Here is a 19,122-nt window from a genome sequence, read left to right on the forward strand (position 1 = left end):
GATGACCGACTGGCTTGGCCCCGAGGAATGGCAGGCGCTGCGGCTCTCGCTGAAGGTCTCCTTCTGGGCCATGCTGGCGAGCCTGCCCCTGGGCCTCCTGGCCGCCTACGCCCTGTCGCGCTGGCGCTTTCCGGGGCGACAGCTGTTGAACCTGCTGATCCATCTGCCGCTGGTGCTGCCGCCCGTGGTCACGGGCTACCTGCTGCTGCTGACGCTGGGGGCCAGAGCGCCTCTGGGCGAGTTCCTCGGGCAGTTCGGCATCACCTTCGCCTTCCGCTGGACCGGCGCCGCGCTGGCCGCCGGGATCATGGGCTTCCCGCTGATGGTGCGAGCCATCCGCCTGTCCCTCGACGCCGTCGATCCCAAGCTGGAGGAAGCCGCCTCCACCCTCGGCGCGCGCCCCCTCTCGCGCTTCGTCACCGTGACGCTGCCGCTGATCGCGCCGGGTATCCTGGCCGGCGCCGTGCTGTCCTTCGCCAAGGCGATGGGAGAGTTCGGCGCCACCATCACCTTCGTGTCGAACATCCCCGGATCGACCCAGACCCTGCCCTCGGCCATCTACGCCTTCCTGCAGGTGCCCGGCGGCGAGGCGTCCGCCCTGCGCCTGGTGGCGCTGTCGGTGCTCATCGCCATGGGCGCGCTGCTGTTGTCGGAACTTCTGGCCCAGCGGGTCGCGAAACGGGTGGCAGGCAAATGAGCCTGTCTGTCTCCCTCCGTCACGATTTTGGCGGCTTCTCCCTGGACGTGGACTTTCGCGCGCCGTCCGGCCTGACCGTGCTCTTCGGGCGCAGCGGCTCAGGAAAGACCAGCGTGATCAAGGCGGTGGCCGGTCTTCTGCACCCCGACGCGGGGCGCATCGCCACCGCCGACCGGGTGCTCTTCGACAGCACCACGGGCCGCGCCTTGCCCGTCCATCGCCGCCGCATCGGCTATATCTTCCAGGAGCCGCGCCTCTTCCCGCACCTGACCGTGCGCCGCAACCTGACCTATGGCCGCCGCTTCGGCCCCCGGCGCCGCGACAGGGCCGAGGTCGATCGGGTGGTCGAAATCCTGGGCCTCGGCGCGCTGCTGGATCGCCGTCCCGGCGCGCTTTCGGGCGGCGAACAATCCCGCGTCGCCATCGGCCGCGCCCTGCTGTCGGCGCCGGAGATCCTGCTGGCAGACGAACCCCTGGCCGCCCTGGACGAGGCCCGCAAGGCGGAGATCCTGCCCTATTTCGAGCGCCTGAGGGATGAGACCGACATTCCCATCCTCTACGTCAGCCACTCGGTAGAGGAGGTGGCGCGCCTGGCCACCACGGTCGTGGCACTGGAGCAGGGCCGCGTCACCCGCTCGGGGCCGGCAGTGGAGGTCTTCGCAGATCCTGCCTTCTCCCCCACGGGGCCGCGCGACGCCGGCGCCCTGGTCGAGGCGCGCATCCTCACCCACCACGCCGACGGCCTGACCGAGGTGCAGGCCGGGCCGGCCCGCCTCCATCTGCCGCGCATGCCCGGCGCGCCGGGCGATCCCCTGCGCCTGCGCATCGCCGCCCAGGATGTGATGCTGGCGCGCGACGCGCCACAGGGCCTCTCGGCGTTGAACATCCTGCCGGGCACCGTCACGGCGATCCGCGAGGACGCAGGCCCCGGCGTGCTGATCTCGTTGACCACGCCCGCCGGGCCGATCCTCTCCGCCATCACCCGCCGGTCGCTTTCGGCCCTGCGATTGGCCGAAGGCACCCCCTGCCACGCGATCATCAAATCCGTGGCCATCGCGCAACGCGAGGGCCCGCGTGCGGGCTAGCCCCATACGATGGCTGAAAATACTCCCGCCGGAGGCCCCCGCTGGCAAAAGGCAAACGGCCCGCGGGATCTCTCCAGCGGGCCGCCAAATGCATAAAGGAAGAACGCTCAGGCGTTCCAGGCCTTGTCTTCGCCGTTCACCTCGACCCGGGTCGGCAGGCCGATCTCATCCAGGATGGTGAAGAAGGGCTTGGGGTCCATTTCCTCGACGTTCTTCATGGTGCCCGCGTCCCAGTCGCCCTGCGCGATCAGCATGGCGGCGGCGACGGGCGGCACGCCGGCGGTGTAGGAAATGCCCTGGCTGCCCACTTCCTCGTAGGCTTCCTTGTGGTCGGCCACGTTGTAGACGAAGACCTCCACGTCCTGGCCGTCCTTGGTGCCCTTCACCAGATCGCCGATGCAGGTCTTGCCGGTGTAGTTCGGCGCCAGCGACGACGGATCGGGCAGGCAGGCCTTCACCACCTTCAGCGGCACAACTTCCTGCCCCTCGGCGGTGGTCACGGGCTGCTCGGACAGCAGGCCGATGTTCTTCAGCACGGTGAAGACGTTGATATAATGCTCGCCAAACCCCATCCAGAAGCGCACGTCGGCCTGGGGGTAGTTGGTGGCCAGGCTGTGCACCTCGTCATGGCCCGACTGGTAGGCCCGCTGGGTGCCGACGACCGGCAGATCCCAGTCGCGGCCGGAGGCGAACATGGTCGTCTCCTTCCACTGCTGGTCTTCCCAGTAGTAGACCACGCCGGTGAACTCGCGGAAATTGATCTCCGGGTCGAAGTTCGTGGCGAAATACTTGCCGTGGCTGCCTGCGTTGATGTCGACGATGTCGATGGATTTGACCTCATCCATGTATTCGTCGATGGCAAAGCGGGCGAAGGCGTTGACGACGCCCGGATCGAACCCGGCGCCCAGGATGGCGGTCACGCCCTTCTCGGCACAAAGATCGCGCTTCTTCCACTCGTAGTTGGCGTACCACGGCGGGGTTTCGCAGATTTTGTCGGGCTCTTCGTGGATCGCCGTGTCGATATAGGCGGCGCCGGTCTCGATGCAGGCGTCCAGCACCGACATGTTGACGAAGGCGGTGCCCACGTTGATGACGATCTGGATGTCGTTTTCCCGGATCAGCGCGGCGGTGGCGGCCACGTCGAGGGCATCCAGAGCATGCGATTTGAACACACCGTCCACTTTCATCGCCTTCTTTGCCTCGACCGAGGCAAGAATGGCGTCGCATTTCGATTTCGTCCGGCTGGCGATGTGAAGATCACCAAGAACATCGTTGTTCTGGGCGCATTTATGCGCCACGACCTGGGCGACGCCGCCGGCGCCGATGATGAGGACATTGCGTTTCATCAGTTCGGGAAACCCCCTTTTTGTTCAGGTTGGTCTCCGCCCCGGCCCGGGATCACCCCAGGGCCGAGACGAAATCGTCATAGTCGAAGTCGCGCACGAGGCGCTCCGTGCCATCCAACTCGCGGATGGCGATCGCGGGCATCTTCACGCCGTTGAACCAGTTTTTCTTGACCATCGTGTAACCGGCTGCGTCCTGGATCGACAGGCGATCGCCGGGCTTGATGGCTTCGGGGAAGCGGAATTCGCCGAAGATGTCACCGGCCAGGCAGGACTTGCCGCAGATCATCCACTCCTGGTCGCCGCTCTCGTTCATCTTGGCGCTTTCGCGGTAGATCAGCAGATCCAGCATATGCGCCTCGATCGAGCTGTCGACGATGGCCAGGTTCTTGCCGTTGTAGAGCGTATCCAGCACGCTCACCTCCAGCGTGGTCGACTTGGTGATCGAGGCCTCGCCGGGTTCCAGGTAGACCTGCACCTCGTTCTCGCCGGCAAAGCGTTTCAGCCGCTCGGAAAGCTTGTCCAGCGGGTAGCCTTCGCCGGTGAAATGGATGCCGCCGCCGAGGCTGATCCAGTTCATCCGGCGGATCAGACGGCCAAAGCGCTGTTCGATCATGCCCAGCATGGCGTCGAAGCGTTCGAAATCCGCGTTCTCGCAGTTGTTGTGGAACATGAAGCCGGAGATCATCTCGGCCACCGGCTCGATATCCTCGGGGGCATGTTCGCCCAGACGCGAGAAGGGGCGCGACGGATCGGCCAGGTCGAAATCGCTGGTGGAGACGCCCGGGTTCACCCGCAACCCGCGGATATGGCCGGCCGACTGCGCCTCGAACCGTTGCAGCTGCTGCGCGGTGTTGAAGATCACCTTGTCGGAATTGGCCAGCACCTCGTCGATCTCGTGGTCGGCCCAGGCGACGGAATAGGCATGGGTCTCGCCCGGAAACTTCTCGCGTCCCAGCTTCACCTCGTAAAGCGACGAGGAGGTGGTGCCGTCCATGTAATCGGACATGAAATCGAAGACGCCCCAAGTGGCGAAACATTTCAGCGCCAGAAGGGCTTTCGCGCCGGAGGTTTCGCGCAGATGGGCGATCTTCTCCATGTTGGGCAGAAGGCGGGCCTTGTCGATCAGGTAGTAGGGGGTCTGAAGCATGGCGTCTCTCCGGTCTGGCGGCGTGCATCGGGCGGGCCGAGTCGGCCCTGCTCCCGTGGATGGGGCGCGGTGGCCCTTTCGCCGCTTTGGCCCCCCCGCGCAAGGAAAAATGCGGCCATCGGGGCGCGGAGGGACGGCGCCGGGCAGGGTTAACGACTGCGTAACCGTTTTCCAGTTAGCTCGATCCCAGGTTCGACAAGGCCGCACGGGCCGTTGGGGGCGGGATGGCGCGCGTTCTATTCTTCGTGCATGTGCCGAAATGCGCGGGCATGTCACTGACCCGGGCGCTGGAACGGCATCTGCCTGCCGATGAGGTATATCAGAGCACGTCGCTTATCGCCAACCTGCGTGCCGGACGCCCCGATTTCATGGAGATCGCCCAGCCGGATCGCCTGCGCGCGGTGATCGGCCACTGGCTGCACGAGGCGATGCTGCCCTACCTGCGCGGCGATCTGCGCTTTGCCACATCGCTGCGCGAGCCTGCTGCGCGGATCCGCAGTCAGTACCGGTTCGACATGGCCCTGCGCGCGCCGGGCTGGCAGCCCGCCAGCCCCGAGGCTTTCCTGGCGCGCAATCGCAACGTCCTGTGCTCCTTCCTGCTGGCCCCGTTTCCCACCATCCGCGCCGAAAGTGCCTCGCCCCTGGAGGGGGCGAAGGCCGTGCTGGCAGGGATGGACACGGTCTTCGACATGGATCAGGCGAGCGCCACCCAGGCGGCGCTGCTGGCGGACCTCGGCATCGCGCAACCGGAGCCGCGGCGCGAGAACGTTTCGTCAGGGCGCGGCGGAGACTTTCCCGGGGAAGACCCTGCGCTGCGCCGGGCGGCGGGCGATGACGTGGCGCTTTATGAGTGGTTTCGCGACGCCAGGGAGCGGCAGGGGAGCGAGGATCCTTTGGCCAACCCGGTCTTCGATCCGGGGGCCCGCGCCCGGCTCGGCGCGTTGCGCAAGGCCCCCTTCAAGCCCGACCTGCTGGCCCGCTACCTGGCCGGGAAACTGGCGCGAGAGTTGCAGATCGAGGCGCCCGACCGGGCGGCGATGCAATCGCGTCTCTACCGGCGGCATGTCTATGCCCAGGCGCTGCACCAGGCTTTCGCCGAACTGCGCGAGGGGTAGCGCCCGCGCACCGTCAGGCGGGCAGGTCCGCGCGCACCATGTCCACGTGCATCTGCGGTGCGTCGAGGTAGGCGAAGACATAGCTGTCGCCGAAGGCGTCGAGCTGTCGGGCCACCCGTTTCACCTCCCGCGCGAAACTGTCGGGCAGGGCGCGGTTCCGGGCGAAGGGCTCCAGGTCCGGGCCCCAGACCTTCAGCATGTAGACCCACAACTCCGCCGCGCCGCGCAGGAAGCCCTCGCGCAGATCGGGGCGCAGGCCCGCGTGGCTCCATTCCAGGGTGTGGAAGAAGGATACGGCGACGGGACGGAAATCGGACCAGCCCTCGGCCACGGCGCGGCGCAGGATCAGGCGGTACATCTCCAGCGAATAGGTCGCGCGTTCGTCCCCTTGGGCGATGTCCTGGCCCGGGTGCTGGCGGTAGAGATAGCGCAGGTCGGCGCGGGCGGGGACGTGGCCTGCGTGGTAGCCGCTGACGATCTGGAAGATCTGGTCGTCGAAGGCGCGGATATGCTCCGGGAACCAGATGTCGTGCCCGTCGAGGAAATCGCGCCGGTAGACACGCCGCCAGATCGTCGGCTGGCCGATGACCACCTCGGGCCAGGGCACGTCGAAGACCTGCGTCGCGCCGAAGGGACGGCGGGGCAGGTCGACATGCGCATCCGCCTCGGGGATCGGCAGCCAGACGCGTCCGCGATCCGCGCTGTCGCGAAAGGCCTGAAAGGCGCCCTGGACCGCGCCTTGACCGGAATAGCGCGCCAGCTCCAGCAGGGCGGCGTAGAAGCCCGGGTCGACCATGTCGTCGGCATCCACGAAGGCGATATGCGCGGCGCGGGAGTGCATCCGTCCCCAGTTCCGCGCCGAGGCGCAACCGCCGTTCGGCTTGTGCAGCAGGCTCAGCCCCGGGGGATCGCCGAAGGCGGCCCGCAGCCGCGCCGCGCTGTCGTCGGTGGAGCCATCGTCGACCACCCAGATGTGCTGATCCGGGGGGGCATCCTGGAGCAGGCTGTCGACACAATCGACGATGGTTGCGGCGGAATTGTACATGGCGACGACGATGTCGAGGCCGGCGGGATGGGCCGAGCCCGTCGCGTCCTGCAGCCGCCAGGAGCTGCCGGCCAGCGGCATGTGGACCCGCCCCATGCCCTGCGCCACCGGGGTCGAGGCCGGGGGAGCACCCCAGCATTCGCCCAGCACGAAGGGGGGCAGGGCGGTGCCGAAGGCGTCGAGGATCGCACGTTCATGGCCCGGCGCGGTCAGTTTCAACAGCGTTGGCGCAAGATCCGGCAAGCTTTCGGCGGATCGGGCCGGAAAAGGCTCGGCGCGTGTGCCGCGCTGCCATTGCTGTGCGTCTGCGCTGAGGAACCCCGGACGCTTGCGGTCTCGGCGTAGCAGGCCACGGTCCCCCGGGCCCGGAAGGATCGCCGCCCGCTCTGCCCTGACCTGACCGCCAAGGTTCAGCGCCGCGATGTTGCGCCCGAGCGTCTCGAAGGCGCTCTGCTCGGGCTCGAAACAAGTGACCTGCCAACCAGGATGGGCCAGTGCGAAGAGCAGCGCAAAGGCGCCGAAACCCGCCCCCACGTCCACCGCATGCCCGGTGTCGAGCAGCGCCCATTGCGCCAGAGCCGGTTCATGAATCTCCCGCAGGCGCCACCGGCTGTCGTCGGCGGTGAAGCCGTCGCCGGGGATCTCAAGCGCGGCGCTTTGGCCAAAGGCGTGGAAAACGGATGGGGTCGGGGGCATCGGAAACCTCTCGGATCGGGGGGGCGGCCAGTCGGGGATCGCCCAGCACCTCCTGCAACCAGCTGCGCGCCGGGGCGAAGGCGTCGAACGCCGGGGGCAGGTCGTCCGGCAGGTCCCGCACCGCCGGGTCGGACAGGGCCATCACGGCGGCGAACCCGTCGCGGAAGACGGCCCGATGGTGATGCGACAGCATGCTTTCGCACCAGGCGGCCAGTTTCGCCGCCGACAAGAGCAGGGCCGCGCGGCAGTGCGGATCGCGCGCCTCCGGCAGCGGTGCGAAGCGGGCCAGCAGCAGGCGGATCACCGCGAGGATGTCGAAGCGCAGCGCATCGCGTGCTCCGGTGATCTGCCGCGCGCCGGGGCGGCGATGATAGGTGAAGGTGGGCTGCGAACAGAGGGCCAGGCGTTCGGCGGCCGCGACCGAGAGCGCATGGAAGTAGAGGTCCTCGAAGAAATGCCCGTTGGGAAAGCCGAGGCCCGCCCTCTGCAGCAGGTCCCGGCGCAGGCACTTGTTCGCCGATTGCGGCTCCGCCAGCAGGGCCAGTGCCTGGGTGCGGCGGTAATGCGGCGTGCCTTCGCCGCCCGGCGCGCTGGCCAACTGCCGGCCAAGCGCCTCCAGCGTGGCCTGGTCGTAAAACCGTGACAGCTGCCCTGTCTCCTCCGACAGGATACCCGGTGCCAGGATCAGATCCGGAGCGCTGGTGTCGATGGCCCGCGCCAGGCTCTGCAGCGCCCAGGGCGGGCGTGTGTCGTCGGCGTCGAGGAAGCAGACGTAGTCGCCTCGCGCGGCCGCCAGCCCGCGGTTGCGCGCCGAGGACAGCCCGTCATTTGCCTGCCGCAGGAGACGCAGGCGCGGGTCGTTCTGCCGTTCCGCCTCTGCCCGCGTCGCGGCATCGGCGCCGTCCATCACCAGGATCAGCTCGAAATCGCGAAAGTCCTGCCGCCACATCGACTGCAGGCTCTGCCGCAAAAGCGGGCCTTCGTTGTAGCAGGTGGTGATACAGGAAAAGGTGACCACCTTCGTCCCTCCCGGCTGTCCTCAGCCTCGCCTGTCCCGGCATCGGACCGGCGGCGGACGGGGTGAGTGTTGGGGCGGGAAGGTTAAATTTCCGTTGTGCCCAAACCGGCCCGAACGGGCTCTGAGGGGGACGCTGGCGGCGAGATGCGGCATAGACATGCGGCCGTCCGTCTCGGCCACATAATTTTAACCGGTTTTTAAGCCGCGGCGGATTTTCTCCAAATTGCAACGAGGGGTTGCGGGCCTGGCAGCTTTGCCTGGATTTGCCTGGATCAGCCCCTCCTCATGACCGTTTCGCCCGTGATGCGCGTCCCACAAGGGGGCGCGGCCGGGGGGACAGGGGGACAGATGATCAGATTCGCCGGCCGTGCCTGCAGACTGCCCATGGCACCCGATGTCACCGCCTTCGAGGCGCTTCTTTACGACGGGCGTTCAGCGGTGACCCAGATCCCGGAGGACCGCTGGCGCCATGCGCCCTTCTTCCACCCGGTGCCGGGGACGCCGGGGCGCTGCTACAGCTTCGCCGCCGGTGTGGTGGACGGGATCCATGCCTTCGATCCCGCGCCCTTCGGCATCTCCCCCCGGGAAGCGGCCTACATGGACCCGCAGCAGCGCCTGTTCCTGCAGGTGGTCTGGGACGCGCTGGAGGACGCCTGCCTGAAGCCGTCCGAGCTTGCGGGCAAGGAGATCGGCGTCTTCGCCGGCGCCTCGCTGATGGATTACGGCGCGGGCCTGGGCTACGACCCGCAGGCCGCCGACAGCTACGCGATGAGCGGGTCCTCCCTGGCGGTGATCGCCAACCGGGTCAGCCATGTCTTCGACTGGCACGGGCCGTCGATGACCATCGATACGGCCTGCTCCTCGTCCCTCTTCGCCCTGAACGCCGCCCGCAAGGCGCTGGAAAGCGGCGAGGTGGAGATCGCGGTGGTCGGCGCCACCAATGCCCTGTTGCTGCCCAGCCAGTTCGTCGGTTTCGCGGCGGCTCGGATGCTCTCGCCCAGCGGTCTGTGCCAGGCCTTCGGCGCGGGCGCAGACGGCTATGTGCGGGGCGAGGGCGCGGTGGCCTTCGTTCTGGTCCGCGACAGCGCCGAGGCGCCCCTGTCGCCGCGCGACCGGGGCCGGTTGCTGCACGTTGAGACGAATACCAGCGGGCAGACGGTGAACATCGCGCTGCCCTCGGCGCGGGCGCAGACGGCGCTTCTGCGCAGCGCCTACGATCGGGCCGGGATCGATCCCGACCAGCTGGACTTCGTGGAGGCCCACGGCACGGGCACCGCCGCCGGCGATCCGGTGGAGGCCGAGGCCCTGGGGCTTGCCCTGGGCCAGCGGCGCGGGGCGCCTTTGCCCATCGGGTCGGTGAAGACCAACATCGGCCACCTCGAACCCGCCGCCGGCAGCGCAGGGCTGCTCAAGGCGCTGATTGCGCTGGAGCGGGCAGAGCTTCCGCCCAGTCTCAATGCCGCCGAGCTGAACCCGGCGATCCCCTTCGACCGGCTGAACCTCGACCTGGTGCAGCAGCGGCGTCCGCTCGACGGGGCGGCGATGGCGGGGGTCAGTTCCTTCGGCTTCGGCGGGGCCAATGCCCACGCCATCCTGGGGGCGCCTGATCCGCGTCCGGTGCCCGCAGTGGAGGAGCAGGGGCCGGAGCCGCGCCCGATCCACCTCGCCTCCGCCTTCTGCCGCGAGGCGCTGCGCGAGATGCTGGAGGAACAGGGCGCGCGTCTTTTCGATCCCGCAGGGCAGCAGAACACGCGGCTGGTGGACGAGGCGCTGCATCATCGCGACCTTCACCCGCACCGGGTGGCGATCATCGCGCGAACGCCTCGGACGGCTCAGGCGGCGCGCGCCGCTTTCGAGGTGGGCCAACGCCACCCGGCGCTGGAAATGGCCGGGTCGCGGCTGGTCGATGCGCCGCCCGTCTTCGTCTTCTCGGGCAACGGCGCGCAGTACCCTGGGATGAGCCGCGCCGCCTATGCCGGTAGCCCGGACTACCGCGATGCCTACGACCGGATCGACCGGGCCTGGCAGGCGCAGGCCGGCTGGTCCCTGGTGGACCGGCTCGGCGCGGAGGACCTCGGCGTGCAGCTGTCCAAGGCCCCGGTCTCGCAACCGCTTCTCTTCGCCGATCAGGCGGCGACCGCGTTGGCGCTCATGGCGCGGGGGGCGCAGCCCGCGGCGGTCATGGGCCACAGCGCGGGCGAAGTCGCGGCGGCCTTCATCGCCGACGCGCTCGACCTCGCCTCGGCGGTGCGCCTGGTGCAGGCCCGGTCTTTGACGCAGGAGTCGCTGGCGGGGCAGGGCACCATGGCCGCGCTGCAACTGGGGATCGAGGAGGCGCGGGACATCCTGGCCACCCATGGGGATCCACGGATCGAGATCGCGGCCGACAACAGCCCCCGCTCCGTCTCGCTGGTCGGGCCAAGGGATGCGCTGGAGGCGTTTACCCGGCACGCCCGGCGCGGCCTGAGGCTGGCCTGCGTGCCCCTGCGCGTCGACTACCCGTTCCATTCCAGCGCCCAGGAGGCTCTGCGCGCCTCGCTCTTCGACCACCTTGGCGTCCTCGACCCTGGCCCGGAGGCCGTGCCGATCTATTCCAGCGTCACCGGCAGACGGCTGGTCGGGGGTGATCTCGACAGTTTCCACTGGTGGCGCAACATGCGTCAGCCGGTGCTGTTCCGCCGGGCGGTGCAGGCGCTGGCCGAGGACGGGCATCGCCTGTTCCTGGAGATCGGGCCGGATCCGGTGCTGGCGGCCTACCTGCGTGACAGCCTCGGGACGGAGGCCGGAGAGATCGCCGTGCTGCCCAGCCTGGCGCGCAAGGACGAGGCCTCGCCGGATCCGCTGGATCGGGTGCTGGCCCGGCTGCTGGTCAACGGGGCGCGGCTGGACCGCACGGCCCTGGCACCACCGCCCGCGGGGCCCTCGCGGGAGCTGCGCTCCTATCCCTGGCAGCTGAAGCATCTCGCCGCCTCCGACACCCCCGCCCTGAGCCGCGACAGCGGGCGCAGTGGCTTCCACCCGCTCCTCGGGCGACAGGCGGATGCCAGCGCGACGCTCTGGACCAACGAAATGGACCCGGATCTGCAGCCGGCCTTCGCCGCGCATCGGGTGGCCGACCGCTGCCTGTTGCCGGGCACGGCGCTGGCGGAAATGGCGCTGGCCGCCGCGCAGCGCAGCCTGGGGGCCGAGGCGGTCACGCTGGATGACTTCGACATGACGGCGGCCCTGCCGCTGACGCCGCGCAGCCTGACCGAGGTCCGCACCGAGGTCGTCCCGGCCGAGCGGCGCCTGCGCATCGCCTCGCGGCCCCGCTGGTCCGAGGAGGCCTGGCGCGGCCATGCCACGGGCCGCTTCGCCCGCTCTGTGGATCCGCAGTCGGTGCCGCCGGTCCCTGCGCCCGATCCGGCCCTGCGCCCGGGCGATGGCCCGGCCCACAGGCTTTATGCCCAGGCGGCGGAAATCGGGCTGACCTACGGGCCGGCCTTCCGCAACCTGTCGCACTACCGCATGCCCGGCGAGGACGAGATCGAGGTGATCCTGCAGGCCCGCCGGCCCGATGGCTACGACCCGGCCGACTACGCGCTGGATCCGGTGGGCGCGGATGCCGTGCTGCACGGGCTGATCGGAGCGCTGCACCAGGGGCGCTTCGCGGATGAGGTCCTGGCCTTCGTGCCGACCCGCATCACCCGGCTGGACCTTCTGCACCCGGGCTGTGCCCTCGCGGCGGGGCGCATTCACCTGCGCCGGCGCGGGGATCGCAGCCTGCGCGCCGATCTGACGCTCTTCGACGCGGCCGGTCGGCTGGTGGCCCGCATGGACGGGGTCGAGTTGCGCGCGCTGCGGGCGACGCAGCTGGTGGACCTGTCGCGCCATGCCTTCGGACTGGAGACGGTCCCGATCGACCCGCCGGGCCTGCCGCAGAAGGCGCCCGCGCCCTGGCCGGCACCGGAGGAGGTCGTCGCGCAGCTCGGTGCGCTCTCCGGGGAGGCGCCCGAGGCGCCGGAAGAGGCGGCGCTGCTGCTGGATGCGCTGGCGCAACGGATCGCCTTCGACACGCTGGCGGCTGTCGGCCCCGCATCCGGCGGCGACGCGCAAGGCGTTGCGGCGAAGACTTTGCGACAGGGCCTTTCGGACCTTCTGGCGCCGCTGGATCTACCGACGCAGGCCCTTGGCCAGGAGGCGGAGCTAGAGTGTGACCTGCCCGACGCGGCGGCCCTGATCACCGGGATCTCGGCAGAATACCCCGCGCTGATCGCCGAATGTACGGCGCTGGCCCATCTGGCGGAGGCGCTGCCGCGCTGGCTGGCCACTGGCCTGCCCGAAAGCGAGGAGGCCGGCTTTGGTCGCGCCGTGCTCGACGGTCTGGAGGTCGGCTCGGTCATGACCGAGGCCCGCGCGCGCCTCGTCGCAGAAAATCTGGGCAGGCTGCTGGCGGCGCGGTCGGGGCGGGCGCGGCGGCCGCTTTGCGTGGTTGAGCTTTGTGATGGCCCGCCGCGTCTGCTGCCGCATTTGCAGGGCGGGGCCGACGGCGCCGCCTGGACAGCCTGGGCATTGGAGGAGGACCGGGCCGCCCTGCTGCCGCCCGCCTTGGGCGATGGGATCGGCAGGGTGGGCCCGGCGCATCTGGCCGAGATCGGCTCGGTGGACCTGGTACTGGGCTGTGGCTCCGCGATGACGCCGGTCACCTGGTCGACCCGGCTGGCGGCCCTGAGCCCGGCCCTGCGTCCCGGAGGGGCGGTGATCCTGGCCGAGGCCAGGCCGCGCCCGCACCTGGCGTTGCTCCGTCTGCTTGGCGAGGCGTTGGCCGAAGAGGACGCGGATCGGCCGCGACCGCCGAAATTGCAGGAGGCGCCGGGCCTCGAAGAGGCGGCCCGAGCGGCTGGCTTTGAAGAGACGTGGGCGCAGCCCTGCGCGGGGGCCTGTGGGCTGACGCTGCTGATCGCCCGGACACCGGACGGGGTCACCAGAGACGGTGGTGCGCCGAGGGACACGGACGCTCAGCGAGGAGAGGGCACGGGACTGGAGGAAATGCTTCGCGCCGCGCTGGTCGGAGAGGCCCTGCCGTCGGAGGAGACGGCGGAGCCCTTGCCGGTCCTGACCGGGGCGGAGGGTGCAGGCCCCCTCGTGCTCTTTGCGCCGAAGCCGGAGCCGGAGGGACAGGAACGCCCTGGCGCGCCCCGTCTCGCGGCGCGTCTGCTGGCGCTGTCGACCCGTTTGCGCCGCGAAGAGGCCCGGGGCGCCCGGGACATCTGGCTCATCTGCCCGGGCGGCGCGGGGGCCGGAGGCCTCGCGCCGCCGGATCCGGACCAGGCGGCGCTCTGGGCGGTGATGCGCACGGCAAAGAACGAATACCCCGGCTTCGACATCCACGCGGTGGATCCAACGGGGTTGCCGCCGGGTGAGGCCGCGGCCCGCATCGCCGCGCTGATCGCAGCGGGCACCCCGGAAACGGAGCTTTGCTTGATGCCGGATGGCCCCCGTGCCCTGCGGGTGCGGGCAGGGGCGGCGCCCACGGCTGCCACGTCTCCCGCGGTGCGGCTCACGGCGGATCCCGCCGGTGGCCTAGACCGCCTGGCCTGGCGCGCGGCGCCCCTGCCGGAGCCCGGGCCCGGCGAGGTTCGGGTGGATGTGGCGGCGACGGGCCTGAATTATCGCGACGTGATGTGGTCCATGGCGCTGCTGCCCGAGGAGGCCTTGGAGGGCGGCTTTGCCGGGCCGACCCTCGGCCTGGAATGCGCCGGGCGCGTCGCGGCCTTGGGCGCGGGGGTGACCGGTCTCGCCGTGGGGGATGCCGTCGTCAGCTTCGGCCCGGCTTGCCTTTCCAGCCACATGGTGACCGACGCTGCCTGGCTGACGCGCCTGCCCGATGGGCTCTCTCCGGAAGAGGCGGCGACGCTGCCCGTGGCCTTCTTCACCGCCTTCTACGCGCTGGAGCACCTGGGACGCATGCGACCGGGGGAAACGGTGCTGATCCACGGCGGGGCGGGGGGCGTCGGCCTGGCCGCGATCCAGATCGCGCAGTGGCGGGGCGCCCGGACCATCGCCACCGCCGGCACGGAGGCGAAGCGCGCCTACCTGCGCGCCCTCGGGGTCGAGCATGTCCTGTCGTCCCGCGACCTGACCTTTGCGGCGGAGGTGCGGGCCCTGGGCGGTGTCGATCTGGTGCTGAACGCCCTGGCCGGCGAGGCGATGGAACGCAGCCTCGGGCTGCTGCGCCCCTTCGGTCGCTTCCTGGAGTTGGGCAAAGTCGATTTCTACGCCAATACCGGCATCGGCCTGCGCCCGCTGAAGGACAATGTGACCTACCACGGGGTCGATATCGACCGCCTGCTGCGGCACGATCCGGCCCTGGCGCGAGAGCTCTTTGCCCAGGTGATGACCCTGTTCGGGGACGGGGCGCTGGCCCCCCTGCCGGTGCGTGCCTTCGATGGCACGCAGGTTCAGGAGGCCTTCCGTCTGATGCAACGGTCGGGTCATGTGGGCAAGCTGGTGATCCGTCCGCCCGCGACGCCGCGTGCCGCGCCGCCCGACGCGCCGGTGCTGTTCCGGCCAGAGCCCGAGGGCGTCGTGGTGATCGCCGGCGGCGGCAGCGGCCTGGGTCTGGCCCTGGCCGCACGGCTGGTGCGCAATGGCGCGCGAAAGATCGCCGTGTTGGGGCGGCGAGCCGAACCTGCGCCGGCCTTGCTGCTGGAAATGGCCCGGGCCGCGGAACAGGGGGCGGAGATCCGGCCGGTCTGCTGCGACATCGCCGATGCCGCTGCGCTGGAGGACAGCCTGCAGACGCTGCGGAACTGGGGCCCCCTGGATCTGGTGGTCAATTCCGCCATGGTGCTGCAGGACATGCGGCTGGCCGACCTTTCGGCGCCGGTCCTGAAGAAGGTGCTGGCGGCGAAGGTGACGGGCACCCGCAACCTCGATCACGCGACCCGGGGCGATGCGCTGCGCGGCTTTGTCGTCTTCACCTCGATGGCGACGCTGATCGGCAACCACGGGCAAGGCGCCTATGTCGCCGGCAACGCCTGGGCCGAGGCCCTGGTGCGCCAGCGCCGTGCCGCCGGTCTGCCCGGTCTGGCCGTCGGCTGGGGGGCGATCGACGACTGCGGTTACCTGACCCGCGATGCGGAGACGGCCCAGGTCGTGCGCCGCTTCGGCGGTGGCGTGCGCTTCGGCGTGGCCCAGGCCCTGCGCGCCCTGGATGAATTGCTGGCCTTTGACCAGCAGGAGGATGCGGACCCGGTGATCTGGGTCTCGCCGATGGCCTGGGCCGCGCCCGCGGCCAGTCTGCGCCTGCTGCGCGGGCCGATGCACCAGGTCCTTCGGGCCCTGGGCCAGCAGTCCGGGGAGGGACCCGAGGGCGACGATCTGCGCGCCACCCTGGCCACCCTGTCATCTGAGGCGGCGGAGAAGCGGCTGACCGGCTTCCTCCTTAGGGAGGTGGCACGGATCCTTCGCGTCCCGGAAAGCGGCCTGTCGGCGACCCGTCCGGTGGCCGATTTCGGCGTCGATTCCCTGATGGGCATCGAGTTGGGCCTGGCCGCCCAGCAGGCGCTCGGTGATGACATCCCGCTCATGGCGATCTCGGATGCGCAAAGCATGGCAGAGATCGCGCGTCGCATCGTGGCCCATATTCAGGGGACGGGCCCCGGTGCCGGGGACAGTGGTCTGGGCGATTTGGCGGCACAACACCTGGGCGCGGCCTCGGCGGGCAGGACGTCGGCGCCGGACGGGCTGCCCGCGCGCCGCGCCGCAGGCGGTGGCGGTGCGATGGAGGCCGCGGAATGAGCGGGGCAGGACAGCGCCGTGGCCTGGCGCCGGAGATCCGCGATGCCGCCCTGGGCGCCGCCCGTCGGGCCTCGGTCGCCGCGCCTGCCGCAAGAGGTCTGGCCGGCGGGCCCTCGCGACCTGTCGCGCCAGCGCCAGACATGGCACCCGAGGCTCGGACCGATGTGGCTGGGGGCCGCCCCAGGGGTCTGCACCGGCTAGAGGGATGGCAGCAGATGCAGGCGCTGGACCAGGCGACCGAGGCGCTTGGCGTGGCCTCGCCCTACTTCCGCCTGCATGAGGGGCGGGCGGCGGATACCACCCGGATCGCCGGGCGGGACTGTCTGAACTTCGCCTCCTACGACTACCTCGGCCTCAACGCCGATCCGGGGCCACGGGCCGCGGCGCGGCAGGCGCTGGACACCTACGGGGTCTCGGCCTCGGGCAGCCGGATGGTTTCTGGCACGCGGCCCGTCCATGACGCGCTGGAGGCGGCGCTGGCGCGGCACTACGGCTGCGAGGCGGCGCTGAGCTTTGTCAGTGGTCATGCCACCAACGTCAGCCTGATCGCCACCCTGATGGGGGAGGGCGACCTGGTGCTGTCGGATGCCTATATCCACAATTCCGTCAGCACCGGCATGGCCCTGTCGGGGGCGGCGCGCCGCAGCTTTCCGCACAACGACCTGGCCGCGCTGGAGCGGATCCTGGAAAACGCCCGACCGCTGCACCGCCACGTGCTGATCGTGGTCGAGGGCCTGTATTCCATGGATGGCGACCTGCCCGATCTGCCCGGCCTGCTGGCGCTGCGCGACCGTTTCGACGCCTGGCTGATGGTGGATGAGGCCCATGCCCTGGGGCCGGTCGGCCCGACCGGGCAGGGCGTGTTCGAGCATTTCGGCCTGGAGCCCGCGCTGGTCGACATCTGGATGGGCACGCTCAGCAAGACCTTGGCGTCCACCGGCGGCTACGTGGCGGGCAGTGCCGACCTGATCCGCCTGCTGCGGCATCGTGCGCCGGGGCATGTCTTCTCGGTGGCCCTGCCGCCGGTGCTGGCGGCGGGGGCCGAGGCGGCGCTGGTGCAGATGGGGGAAGAGCGCTGGCGGATCGAGAAGCTGCACGCCAACGGGGCACATTTCCTGGCCAAGGCGCGCGGGCTCGGGCTGGACCCCGGGGCGGGGCAGGGGTTCGGCGTCTTGCCGGTGATGATCGGTGACAGCCTGCAGGCCGCGCGCCTGTCGGAACGGTTGCTTGCCCGGGGCATCAACGTGGCGCCGGTGACCTTCCCTGGCGTGCCCATGGGCGCGGCCCGGCTGCGTTTCTTCCTGTCATCGGATCACGACACCGCGCAGATCGACCAGGCGCTGACGGTCTGTGCGGAGGAACTGGCGCGACTGCGCGACGACGGTCTGGGCCGTCTGATGAGCGGCAGCCGCCGCGACGAAAGGGCAGGATCATGATAGACGCAGGCAGCACGGTCCCTGCACCGAAACGCATTCTGGTGGTCGGCGCGGGTCTCTCGGGCGCCGTCGTCGCGCGCGAACTGGCTGATGCGGGCCACTATGTGACGGTGCAGGATGAACGCCGTCACATCGCCGGCAATTGCCATACGGAGATCGATCCGCGGACCGGCATCCTGGTCCATGCCTACGGCCCCCATATCTTCCACACCGACGACGCCGCCGTCTGGGCCTATGTCACCCGGTTCGCCGACATGGTGCCATTCCGCCACCGGGTGAAGGCCGTGGCCGCCGGGCGGGTCTATTCGCTGCCGATCAACCTGCACACGATCAATCAGCTCTACGGTCGGGCCATGACGCCCTGCGAGGCCCGCCATTTCATTCGCAGCCAGGCCATCGCCGGGGACGACGCCCCGGTCAGCTTCGAGGAGCAGGCCCTGCGCTTCGTCGGGCCGCGTGTCTACGAGACCTTCCTGCGCGGCTACACGCGCAAGCAATGGGGGGTGGAACCATCGGATCTGCCGGCCTCGATCCTGAAACGCCTGCCTTTGCGGTTCGACTACGATGATCGCTACTTCGATCACCGTCACCAGGCCATGCCGCGCCACGGCTACACGGCGATGGTGGCGCGAATCCTCGATGCCCCCCGGATAGAGTTGCGCCTGAACGCCCCCTTCGACGGGCGCCCCGGTCCGGAGATCGATCACCTGGTCTACACCGGCCCTCTGGATCGCTACTTCGGTCAGGACCTGGGGCCTCTGGGCTATCGGACGCTGGAGTTTGAGCGTTTCGAGGTCGAGGGCGATGCCCAGGGGACGGCGGTGGTGAACTTCTGCGATGAAGAGGTGCCCTATACCCGCGTGACCGAACACCGGCATTTCTCCCCCTGGGTGGAGGCCCCGCCGGAGCGCAGTGTCTGCTTCCGCGAATACAGCCATTCGGCGCGCCCGGGCGACATTCCCTATTACCCGCTGCGTCTGCTGAGCGACCGCAAACTGCTGTCGCGCTATCGTGCCCGTGCGGAGGCGGAGGAGGGCGTGACCTTCGTCGGGCGGCTTGGCACCTACGCCTATCTCGACATGGACAAGGCCATCGCCCGGGCGCTGGAAACCGCCGGGGCCCTCAATGCCGCCTGGGCGCGGGAGGCGGAGGCACCGGCCTTCGTGCATGCCCCGTGAACGCACCCGGCATTTTTCCCAACGAGCCGATCCACCGGCTGCAGGAGGTCCTGTTCCCGGCGCGCGGGCGGCCGCCGGACATCTACCTGCAGGCGGATCCGGGCGCGGTGGAGGTCAGCGGTGGCACCCTGGCCTGCCTGGCGGGGACGCGGCTCGACTTCGGCACCTGGTTCAACAGCTTCTACCTCGGCTTCTGGTCCGCCCATGCGCAGATCCGCGGTCTGATCCTGCGGCTGAGCTTTCACGGCGCCCTGCGCATCACCGTCGAACTGCGCCGCGACGGTGTGCCGCCCCGTGTCCTCGCCCGGCAGGAGGTCGAGGGCGCGGGCGAACCCTTCGTGCTGCCCCTTCCGGATCCGGGGGAGGCAGGGCGGCTGGCCCTCGTGCTCGACTGTCTCGGCCCCTGCCGTCTGGTGGAGGCGGCCTTTTGCACCGATGTCCCGCCGGCCCCCGTGCGCCTGACCATCGGCATCTGCACCTTCAACCGCGAAGAGCAGCTGCGGGCGACGCTGGACAACCTGGCCCGGATCCGCGCGAGCCTGCCGGAGCTGGTGGACATCATCCTGGTCAACTAGGG

11 protein-coding genes are annotated in these 19,122 nt (G+C 69.9%); 7 read left to right on the forward strand and 4 right to left on the reverse strand.

The window, feature by feature from the left end:
* Position 1 precedes the first annotated feature (1 nt).
* The gene (modB, locus tag CVM50_RS03070; RefSeq protein WP_085886169.1) at positions 2–697 is read left to right on the forward strand and encodes a molybdate ABC transporter permease subunit; all 696 of its coding nucleotides are present in this window, start codon (positions 2–4) and stop codon (positions 695–697) included.
* Complete coding sequence (modC, locus tag CVM50_RS03075; protein WP_085886168.1) at positions 694–1,782, forward strand: molybdenum ABC transporter ATP-binding protein; 1,089 nt, start codon at positions 694–696, stop codon at positions 1,780–1,782. The genes modB and modC overlap by 4 nt, the downstream gene beginning before the upstream one ends.
* Positions 1,783–1,889: 107 nt before the next feature.
* Here the strand turns inward: modC and CVM50_RS03080 are convergent, their stop codons facing one another.
* Together CVM50_RS03080 and CVM50_RS03085 are read right to left on the reverse strand one after the other, a co-directional pair.
* Positions 1,890–3,128: a saccharopine dehydrogenase family protein gene (locus tag CVM50_RS03080; protein ID WP_085886167.1), complete on the reverse strand. Its 1,239-nt coding sequence runs from the start codon at positions 3,126–3,128 to the stop codon at positions 1,890–1,892.
* A gap of 52 nt (positions 3,129–3,180) precedes the next feature.
* Entirely contained in the window at positions 3,181–4,275 is a 1,095-nt protein-coding gene (locus tag CVM50_RS03085) for a carboxynorspermidine decarboxylase (RefSeq protein ID WP_085886166.1), read from the reverse strand.
* Between the two features lie 224 nt (positions 4,276–4,499).
* Between CVM50_RS03085 and CVM50_RS03090 the strand changes: the two genes are divergently transcribed.
* Complete coding sequence (locus tag CVM50_RS03090; RefSeq protein WP_085886165.1) at positions 4,500–5,390, forward strand: hypothetical protein; 891 nt, start codon at positions 4,500–4,502, stop codon at positions 5,388–5,390.
* A 13-nt stretch (positions 5,391–5,403) separates the two neighbouring features.
* Here the strand turns inward: CVM50_RS03090 and CVM50_RS03095 are convergent, their stop codons facing one another.
* Entirely contained in the window at positions 5,404–7,131 is a 1,728-nt protein-coding gene (locus CVM50_RS03095) for a glycosyltransferase (RefSeq protein ID WP_085886164.1), read from the reverse strand.
* Entirely contained in the window at positions 7,079–8,149 is a 1,071-nt protein-coding gene (locus tag CVM50_RS03100; protein ID WP_085886163.1) for a glycosyltransferase family 2 protein, read from the reverse strand. The genes CVM50_RS03095 and CVM50_RS03100 overlap by 53 nt, the downstream gene beginning before the upstream one ends.
* 348 nt (positions 8,150–8,497) lie before the next feature.
* Between CVM50_RS03100 and CVM50_RS03105 the strand changes: the two genes are divergently transcribed.
* Genes CVM50_RS03105 through CVM50_RS03120 form a run of 4 tightly spaced genes read left to right on the forward strand, consistent with a single transcriptional unit; the run spans position 8,498 to position 19,120 of the window.
* Entirely contained in the window at positions 8,498–15,931 is a 7,434-nt protein-coding gene (locus tag CVM50_RS03105) for a type I polyketide synthase (protein ID WP_198431837.1), read from the forward strand.
* Positions 15,928–17,367: an aminotransferase class I/II-fold pyridoxal phosphate-dependent enzyme gene (locus CVM50_RS03110; RefSeq protein ID WP_085886161.1), complete on the forward strand. Its 1,440-nt coding sequence runs from the start codon at positions 15,928–15,930 to the stop codon at positions 17,365–17,367. Before CVM50_RS03105 ends, CVM50_RS03110 begins: the two co-directional genes overlap by 4 nt.
* Positions 17,364–18,545 carry a UDP-galactopyranose/dTDP-fucopyranose mutase family protein gene (locus CVM50_RS03115; RefSeq protein ID WP_085886160.1) on the forward strand — a complete coding sequence of 394 codons (1,182 nt, stop codon included), beginning with the start codon at positions 17,364–17,366 and terminating at the stop codon, positions 18,543–18,545. Before CVM50_RS03110 ends, CVM50_RS03115 begins: the two co-directional genes overlap by 4 nt.
* Positions 18,542–19,120, forward strand: coding sequence for a hypothetical protein (locus CVM50_RS03120; RefSeq protein ID WP_085886159.1), 579 nt, complete (start codon positions 18,542–18,544; stop codon positions 19,118–19,120). Before CVM50_RS03115 ends, CVM50_RS03120 begins: the two co-directional genes overlap by 4 nt.
* The last annotated feature ends 2 nt before the right edge of the window (positions 19,121–19,122 follow it).

The sequence above is a fragment of the Pseudooceanicola marinus genome, from assembly GCF_002786295.1.
In the GTDB taxonomy this organism is placed as follows: Bacteria; Pseudomonadota; Alphaproteobacteria; order Rhodobacterales; family Rhodobacteraceae; genus Pseudooceanicola; species Pseudooceanicola marinus.

Coding starts and splice junctions, on each gene's coding strand:
- CVM50_RS03105 (WP_198431837.1), top strand. CDS start 8,498: ATGATCAGATTCGCCGGCCGTGCCTGCAGACTGCCCATGGCACCCGAT.
- CVM50_RS03095 (WP_085886164.1), bottom strand. CDS start 7,131: ATGCCCCCGACCCCATCCGTTTTCCACGCCTTTGGCCAAAGCGCCGCG.
- CVM50_RS03085 (WP_085886166.1), bottom strand. CDS start 4,275: ATGCTTCAGACCCCCTACTACCTGATCGACAAGGCCCGCCTTCTGCCC.
- CVM50_RS03080 (WP_085886167.1), bottom strand. CDS start 3,128: ATGAAACGCAATGTCCTCATCATCGGCGCCGGCGGCGTCGCCCAGGTC.
- modC (WP_085886168.1), top strand. CDS start 694: ATGAGCCTGTCTGTCTCCCTCCGTCACGATTTTGGCGGCTTCTCCCTG.
- modB (WP_085886169.1), top strand. CDS start 2: ATGACCGACTGGCTTGGCCCCGAGGAATGGCAGGCGCTGCGGCTCTCG.
- CVM50_RS03110 (WP_085886161.1), top strand. CDS start 15,928: ATGAGCGGGGCAGGACAGCGCCGTGGCCTGGCGCCGGAGATCCGCGAT.
- CVM50_RS03115 (WP_085886160.1), top strand. CDS start 17,364: ATGATAGACGCAGGCAGCACGGTCCCTGCACCGAAACGCATTCTGGTG.
- CVM50_RS03090 (WP_085886165.1), top strand. CDS start 4,500: ATGGCGCGCGTTCTATTCTTCGTGCATGTGCCGAAATGCGCGGGCATG.